Origin of the sequence: Streptomyces sp. SID3343 (assembly GCF_009865215.1) — a bacterium.
In the GTDB taxonomy this organism is placed as follows: domain Bacteria; phylum Actinomycetota; class Actinomycetes; order Streptomycetales; family Streptomycetaceae; genus Embleya.
This window is the reverse complement of record NZ_WWJX01000721.1, coordinates 23,855-30,875: the sequence shown is the minus strand read 5'-3', so window position 1 is coordinate 30,875 and position 7,021 is coordinate 23,855. Positions and strand designations below refer to the sequence as shown.

The window sequence follows — 7,021 nt, the reverse complement described above, 5'->3', positions numbered from 1 at the left end:
CGGCGCTGGACCGGTGCGGCGATCGGCGCTGTCGCGAGGTGCTGCGGCGTGCGGCGGAGGAGGCCCGCGCGCTGATGGACGCGCGCCGGCTGGGCCGGGTGGCGCTGGCGATGGTGCGCCTGGGGCAGGTGTATCAGGTGGGTGTGGACCTGGAGTTGGTCGCGCTGTTGCGCGAGGCGCTCGCGGCTCTGCCGGTGGTGTCCGCGATGCCCGCCGATGTCGCGCTGCGCGCGTTGCTGCTCGCCGCGCTCGCGGTCGCGCTGACCTTCGGCCGCGACCGCGAGGCGCGGCTGAGCATGCTCTACGAGGCCCTCGACGCGGCCCGCGAGTCGGGCTCGCACGACGCGCTCGCGCAGGGCCTGGAGGCGCATCATCTGGCGGCCTCGGGTCCCGACCTGGTCGACGAGCGGCTGCGGATGAGCAGCGAATTGACCGTGTTGTCCGGACTGACCGGCGATCAGGAGTCGCTGTTTCGCAGCCACTTGAACCAGGCGTACGACCTCGTGGTGCGCGGGTCGATTCCCGCGGCCGAGCGCGAGTACGCACAGGCGCAGCGCGTCGCGCGGCGGTTGCGGCATCCGTGGTTCACGTGGGAGGTGCTGATCTACCGCACCGGCCTGGAGTTGTTGCGCGGTCGGACCGAGCGCGCGAACGACGTGCTGGCGGACGCGTTGCGGTTGGCGCGCCGGACCGGATTGCCACGCGAGGCGGTGCGTTCGTTCAACCTGTCGCAGATCCTCGCGGTGCGCTGGGAGGAGGGCCGACACGGCACGATCGCCCGGCGGGCCAGGGTGGCCGCGACGTGGTCGCCGGAGGTGTCGTGGTGGCGCGTGCAGGCGTGTTGGGCGACGGCGGCGAACGATCCGGCTTCGGCGCGCGCGCAGTTCGAGGCGCTGTGTGTGCCGGGGCTCGGCGCGATTCCGGTGGACCTGCTCTGGACCGGGTCGCTGTTGCGTCTGGGGGAGGTCGCGATCGGTCTGGGCGACGTCGAGCGCGGCGCGATCGTGCGCGAGGCGCTCACGCCCTACGCCGACCACCTGGACTGGACCGGCTCGTCGCTGGGCCCGGTACACCGTGTGCTCGGCGGCCTCGCCGCGGTCGCGGGCGAAGCGGGCGCGGCGCGCGAGCACTTCGCCGCGGCGCACGCGCGATGTGTGGATCTGGGCCTGCCCGGACACGCGGCGCGTACGCTCGGGGACGCCGTGCGATGGCTCGCCGATCCCCGCGACGTCGGCGCGCCGGTGGGTAGCTGACTGGCTGTCACCTCACGCTTTCGCGCTGCTCTGACGCTGTTCTGACGCTGTTTCCCTAACGTTGGGGTCACCTTGCCGGTCGGCCGGGTGCCGACGGGGAGGATGGCAATGGGGATTTCGGGCACAGCGCCGGGGCTTGGTCGTGACGCCGACCGGGGCACGTACAGCGTGTTGGGTTGGCCGGCGGTGTGCTTCCACTCGTTCCATCGGGCCGAACTGCCGCGACGTCTGGAAGGCGGCCTGGGCGAGCGGGTGGCGTGGGACGTCGCGGGCAAGGCGCCGTTCGCGCTGTGCATGCCGGACGGCTCGGCGTACAGCTATGTCGAGGACCGCGGCGAGGTCCGGATCGTGCCGGGGGTCAGCGCCGACGCGGAGTTGGTCGTCGAACTCGAATCGGGGGCGTGGCAGGACTACCTGTACGAACTGCGGACCAGCCACGGTCTGCTCGAATCCAACTCGGTGCGGTTCCTGCGCGGCGAGTTCGCCGACTGGGACGCGTGGGAACCGGCGATCCGATGTATGTACTCGGGCACGCCGATCTACCGCCCCCAGACCCTGGACCTGCGCGACCTCGCGGATCGCCCGCTGGACCTGCACCGTGAGTTCACCAACGCCGACGAGCCCGACGAGATGGCCCACTTCCTGCGCTCCACCGGCTACCTCGTGGTGCGCCGGGTCTTCGCGCCCGACCGGGTCGAGGAGTTGGCGGGCGAGGTGGACCGGATCCGCGGCCTCTCCCGCGACGGCGAACGCGGCTCGCTGTGGGCCGAGGACGACGACGGCCGCCGATCCCCGTACCGCCTGACCTACCTGGGCATGCGCTCGCCGCGGATCGCGGCGCTGGCCGACGACCCGACCGTACGCATGCTGTGCGGCCTCGCGGGACAGGACGTGGTCGCGGTGACCGACCGGGACTCGGGCCAGATCGCGGTCCTCAACGAGCGCCGCACCACGTCGGGCCCGGTCTCGATCCCGAACCTGCCGTGGCACAAGGACTGCGCGTTGGGCGGCTGCCCGATCACCTGCCCGCGCGTGCACGTGGGCATCCGCCTGGACGCGGTCACCCAGGAGAGCGCCCAGCTGTACGCGCTCGCCGGCTCGTGGGGCACGGTCGCCCACGACCGCTTCACCCGGCAGGAGTGGGACGCCCTGCCGGTCGTGGGCATCACCACCCAACCGGGCGACGTCACCGTACACATGGGCTGCGGCCTGCACGCGGGCCCGGCCACCACGGGCGCTCCCTTCCGCCGAACCCTGTACGTCCAGTTCGACAACCCGCGCATCTTCGACGTCACCAACGAATACGAAACCTACGACCAAACCATCCCGGGCTGCGGCAGAGGCACCCGCAACCTACTGGCCATGTCGAGCCGATAGGCCGAACTCGGCGCCGGAGACGGTAGTGGTAGCTCTCGGACGGCGGGTGCGGGTACGTGCGCGATCGGGGCGTGCGCCGCGATGGCGACACCGGGGTACCCCCTCAGCGCCGACGGGCGAGGTGGACGGTGAGGTCGGCGACGACCTCGACCGTCTCGGGCAGGGCCTGCGCGATCCGCGCGAATACCTGCTCTCGCTCCCGGGCCGGCAATACGAGGTAGGCCGAGACGGTCGAGAGGTGACCGACATAGTCGCGGGCGCTCGACGTCAAGCGCCGTGCGATGACGGCCTGTCGGACATCGGTGAACCACTCGGACTGTCGGAGTTCCGTGCCCGGCCACTGCATGGCATCTCCCGGAGATGTCCCGTCCGGGGACGGAACCTCGTCGCTCTCCAGGAACGGCGCTCGGGCCGCGCGGACGGCCTCCTCCACAGCCGGGTCGGCCGGTCGGATCGGCCCACCGAACGAGGCGAACACGCCGGCCGGCTCCAGCAGCGCGGCGATCCGGGCCCACCGGCCCTCCGGGTCCGTCCAGTGCAGCGCCGCCGCCGCGTAGACCAGCCCGTACCTCTCCCCCGTCCGCAAGTCCTCGAACGCGGCCCGCACCGTCCGCACCCTTGCCGGCACGTGCTTGCGCAACTCGGCGAGCATGGCCCGGTCCGGCTCGGTCGCGGTAACCGCGACCCCTCGCCGAGCAAACAGGCGAGTCGCCTTGCCCGTCCCGGCGCCGATCTCCAGGGCGGCCGGAACGGGCATACCCGCGTAGGCCGTCACCAGGTCGAAAAGCTCCACGGGATACCCGGGCCGAAACCGCTCATACGCTTCCGCCATCACCCCAAAGCTCAGCGCCCGCCCAGACATACAAACCATCCTGACACGATCCGCACCATCGACACTCGTCTTTCCCACCCGCCCCGGCCGCTTCCCGCGTCGGACGGGGTTGGTCGGGTTCCTGCGATCGGCCTCCATTCCCCGAACGGACCGACGGGAGGCAACGGAGGGTTCGAGGTGGACGACCGGGACGCCGAGGGCTTCCTTGTCCGGGGTCGGGCCCGGTCGACGCGCCGTTGTTCTCGGAAACACCCCAGGTATATGGGATTTCGCGGCCCCGACCGGCACCGCGAGGATGGCGACGGCGGTTCCGGGGCGCCGCGTGTCGGATCGCGATTCCGAGGACGCTCGGGGGTCGTGTCCGCATGTCGTTCCGCGATCTGCGGGTCCCCGCCCCGAACCGGGATCCGTAGGGCGTTTCGGTGGCGGGTTCCGGAAGGGTGGGCCGGCTACAGCTCGTTCAGGGCCTTGACCCTGGCCAGGGTGATGCCGTCGGCGACCGGGAGGAGGACCGGCTCGACCCTCGGGTCGGCCTTGACGTGTTCGTTGAAGGCGTGGACGGCCTCGGCCGTGGAGCCGGGGGCGGGGTCCACGGCCTCGCCGCCGTACAGGACGTTGTCGGCGATCAGCAGGCCGTGTGGGCGCATCCGCGGGACCAGGGCCTCCCAGTACGAGATGTAGCCCGCCTTGTCGGCGTCGATGAAGGCCAGGTCGATGTGCGGGTGCGACGGGAGCGCGTCCAGGGTCTCCAGCGCCGGGGCGATCCGCAGGTCGATCCGGTCCGCGACGCCGGCCTCGCGCCACGCGTCGAGCGCGAGCGCGGTCCATTCCTCGGAGACGTCGCAGCACAGCAAGCGGCCTCCGTCGGCCAGGCCCTTGGCGATGCACAGCGCCGAGTAGCCCGTGAACGTGCCGACTTCCACGGCGACCTTCGGGCGGACCACACCGGCCAGGAGGGTCAGCAGTGCGCCCTGTTCGGCCGGTACCTGCATGCCGGCGGAGCGGCCCAGGGCGCGGGTCTTGTCGACCAGTGCGCGCTGGACCGCGTCGGGCGCGAGCGAGTGGTCGAGGACGTAGTCGTAGATCTCTTCGGTGACTTGTACCTGCTTGGCGAAAGCCATGGTCAGCCCTTCAGCCCTTCGGTCCTTCGGCTCTTCGGCCCCTTTTCGATCGGGTCGGAGACCGCGAACGGGGCCGGCGGTTCGTCGGTGGTGGGCGGCTCGGCCCGCGTCGGCGGCTCCGGGAAGCGGGTGTCCCACGGCAACAGCAGACCGAAGTCGCGCACCAGGACGCGCAATACCTCCTGGTCGTCCTTGAGGTCCCGGATCTCCTGCGACCCGTCGCTCGCCACGACGGTCAGCCGCCGGTGTTCCAGGAACGCGCGCCCGTGCGGGCCGCTGCGCTGGACCCGCAGGGTGCCGCGGAAGGGCGAGCGCGGGTGTGTCGCGATGTACCAGTTGGCGACCTCGAAGTCGACGGATTCGCGCCGCTCGGTGGTGAACGCGTACACCGTGAACCAGCCGTCGTCGCCGCGCACGGTCTCCAGCAGCCACAGTTCGCCCTCGCGCACCAGCCGGTAGCGCCACGCGCCTTGCGGGCTGGAGACGCCCGGCAACAGGGGCAGTGGTTCGAGCAGACCGCCGCTGCCGAAGCCGACGTCGGCCACGTACGGATGTTCCTCGCCGGGAACGTCGACCGTGAGCAACATGTGCGTCACCGGGCGGATCCGGTCCGTGCCCATCCGCACCCGCGCGGCCAGGCGCGTCACGCCGAAGCCCAGCCGCTCCAACACGCCGGCGAACAGCAGGTTGTGCTCGAAGCAGTAGCCGCCGCGCCCGTGTCGAACGAGCTTGGCCTCCACGTCGGCGGGCTCCAGGGAGGGGACGCCGCCGAGCAGAACCTCGACGTTCTCGAAGGGGATGCCCATCACGTGGGCCAGATGCAGCGAGCGCAGCGTCGCCCGGGTCGGCGCTCGCTCGCCCGACCAGCCGATGCGCGCGAAGTAGGCGTCGAGGTCAAGGTGGTGCAAGGGCCGTCTCCTTCGGATCAGATCCGGGTCGCAACTGCCCCGATTCTCACACGTGTGCGTCTCCGGCCGGGACGGGGTGAGCGGCGCGCCACCCGATAGGTTCTGATCCGGGGGCGTCCGGATCGAACCGGTCCACCGGCTCCCGTCGCACGGTCACAGGTCCAAAAGGTGCACGGGTCCCGGGTTCACAGGTCCCGAGGTGCACCGGTCCGAGGGTTCACAGGTCATCGGGTTCGCGGAGGTCGGGTATGGGCGAGCAGCAGCCGAACGACGAGCAACAGCCACACACGCCGTCCGCGCAGGACGAGCGGGAGATCCAGGAATTGGCCGGCCGCCTGTTCGAGGCGGCGCGTACCGGCGATGCCGACATGCTCGGCACGTACGTCGACGCCGGGCTCCCGGTCGACCTCGCCAACGACCGGGGCGACACGCTGCTCATGCTCGCCGCCTACCACGGGCATCCCGCGGCCGTCCGGGCGCTGCTCGACCGCGGCGCCGACCCGGACCGCGCCAACGACCGCGGCCAAACCCCGCTCGCGGGCGCCGTGTTCAAGAACGAGCGCGACGTCGTCACGGCGCTGATGCGGGCGGGTGCCGATCCCGACGCGGGCACGCCCAGCGCGCGCGAGGCGGCCCGGATGTTCGGCAAAGAGGACATGCTTTCGACAACCGATGGGTAACATCCGAGCAACCCTCCGTGAGGTCCCGCCCGCGCCTGGGACAGCCGTACGCGAGGGCACAGGGGGAGGCGCACATCATGGTCGACCACACCGCGATGTCGCGGTTCGAACCCGACGGGTTCCCCACCGGCGCGGGACTGTTGCATCTGCGCTCCGACGTTCCGGAGGCCCTGGACGGCGCGTTCACGCCGTGGTGCGACCGACACCACGACGAGTTCCTGCGGGTCCCGGGCGTGCGCCGCGCGCGACGATTCGAGTTGTGCGGGTCCTTCGTCGGCGGTGACGTCGAGACGGGCCGTCAGGCGTCGCGCTTCTTGACGGTGTACGACCTCAAGCACACCCGCGTGCTCAGCGGCGAACTCGGCGCTGGGCACGGTGGCTTGCCGACGCCGCTGCCTGCGGTACCGGTCGGCGCGGTCGTCTCCGCCCGTCTGGACTGCCACGAGATCCGCCGCTGGCCCAATGTGTCGGCCGGCCGGCTCTTCCCGGCCGGCGACAAGGTGCTGCATTTGACCGCGCACGGCTCGGGCCGGGCGATGGAGCGGTGGCTGCACGAGGAGGCCGTCGCCGATCTGCTGCGCACGCCGGGCGCGCTGGGACTGCGCTGGTTCGCGGCCGGCGAGGGACTGCACATCCTGTTGTGCGAGGTGAGCGGCCCGATGTGGCCGCTCCCCCCGCACGTGCCCCACGACCTGGGGCCGGCGGTGTGGAGCGGCTACCGGCAGGTGTTCCTGTCGGACGCGGAGGACTGACACCGCGTCACACCCGCGAGGCCCCGAGGCACACGCACGAGGCCCCGAGGCACACGCACAAGGCTCCGAGGCGCGCGCGAGGCCCCGGGGCGCGCGCA

At 71.6% G+C, this 7,021-nt stretch carries 7 protein-coding genes; 4 read left to right on the top strand and 3 right to left on the bottom strand.

Annotation, left to right across the window (positions count from 1 at the left end; all coding sequences use genetic code 11):
• On the top strand, positions 1 to 1,253 hold a 1,253-nt coding region (locus tag GT354_RS21845; protein ID WP_202512147.1), incomplete at its 5' end, for a hypothetical protein.
• A gap of 108 nt (positions 1,254 to 1,361) precedes the next feature.
• Positions 1,362 to 2,630, top strand: a complete 1,269-nt coding sequence (locus GT354_RS21840; protein WP_161358055.1) for a phytanoyl-CoA dioxygenase family protein — start codon at positions 1,362 to 1,364, stop codon at positions 2,628 to 2,630.
• 103 nt (positions 2,631 to 2,733) lie between these two features.
• On the opposite strand, the gene GT354_RS21835 is transcribed toward GT354_RS21840, so the two are convergent.
• The 3 genes from GT354_RS21835 to GT354_RS21825 form a co-directional block, all read right to left on the bottom strand.
• Positions 2,734 to 3,462 carry a class I SAM-dependent methyltransferase gene (locus GT354_RS21835; RefSeq protein WP_237535322.1) on the bottom strand — a complete coding sequence of 243 codons (729 nt, stop codon included), beginning with the start codon at positions 3,460 to 3,462 and terminating at the stop codon, positions 2,734 to 2,736.
• 449 nt (positions 3,463 to 3,911) lie between these two features.
• On the bottom strand, positions 3,912 to 4,583 hold the full coding sequence (locus tag GT354_RS21830) for an O-methyltransferase (RefSeq protein ID WP_161358053.1): 672 nt from the start codon (positions 4,581 to 4,583) through the stop codon (positions 3,912 to 3,914).
• A gap of 2 nt (positions 4,584 to 4,585) precedes the next feature.
• Positions 4,586 to 5,491, bottom strand: coding sequence for an arylamine N-acetyltransferase (locus GT354_RS21825; protein ID WP_161358052.1), 906 nt, complete (start codon positions 5,489 to 5,491; stop codon positions 4,586 to 4,588).
• Positions 5,492 to 5,739: 248 nt separating this feature from the next.
• Between GT354_RS21825 and GT354_RS21820 the strand changes: the two genes are divergently transcribed.
• On the top strand, positions 5,740 to 6,171 hold the full coding sequence (locus GT354_RS21820; protein WP_161358051.1) for an ankyrin repeat domain-containing protein: 432 nt from the start codon (positions 5,740 to 5,742) through the stop codon (positions 6,169 to 6,171).
• 77 nt (positions 6,172 to 6,248) lie between these two features.
• Positions 6,249 to 6,923 (top strand): hypothetical protein, encoded by a 675-nt coding sequence (locus GT354_RS21815; RefSeq protein ID WP_161358050.1) that lies wholly within the window; start codon positions 6,249 to 6,251, stop codon positions 6,921 to 6,923.
• Positions 6,924 to 7,021: the final 98 nt, after the last annotated feature.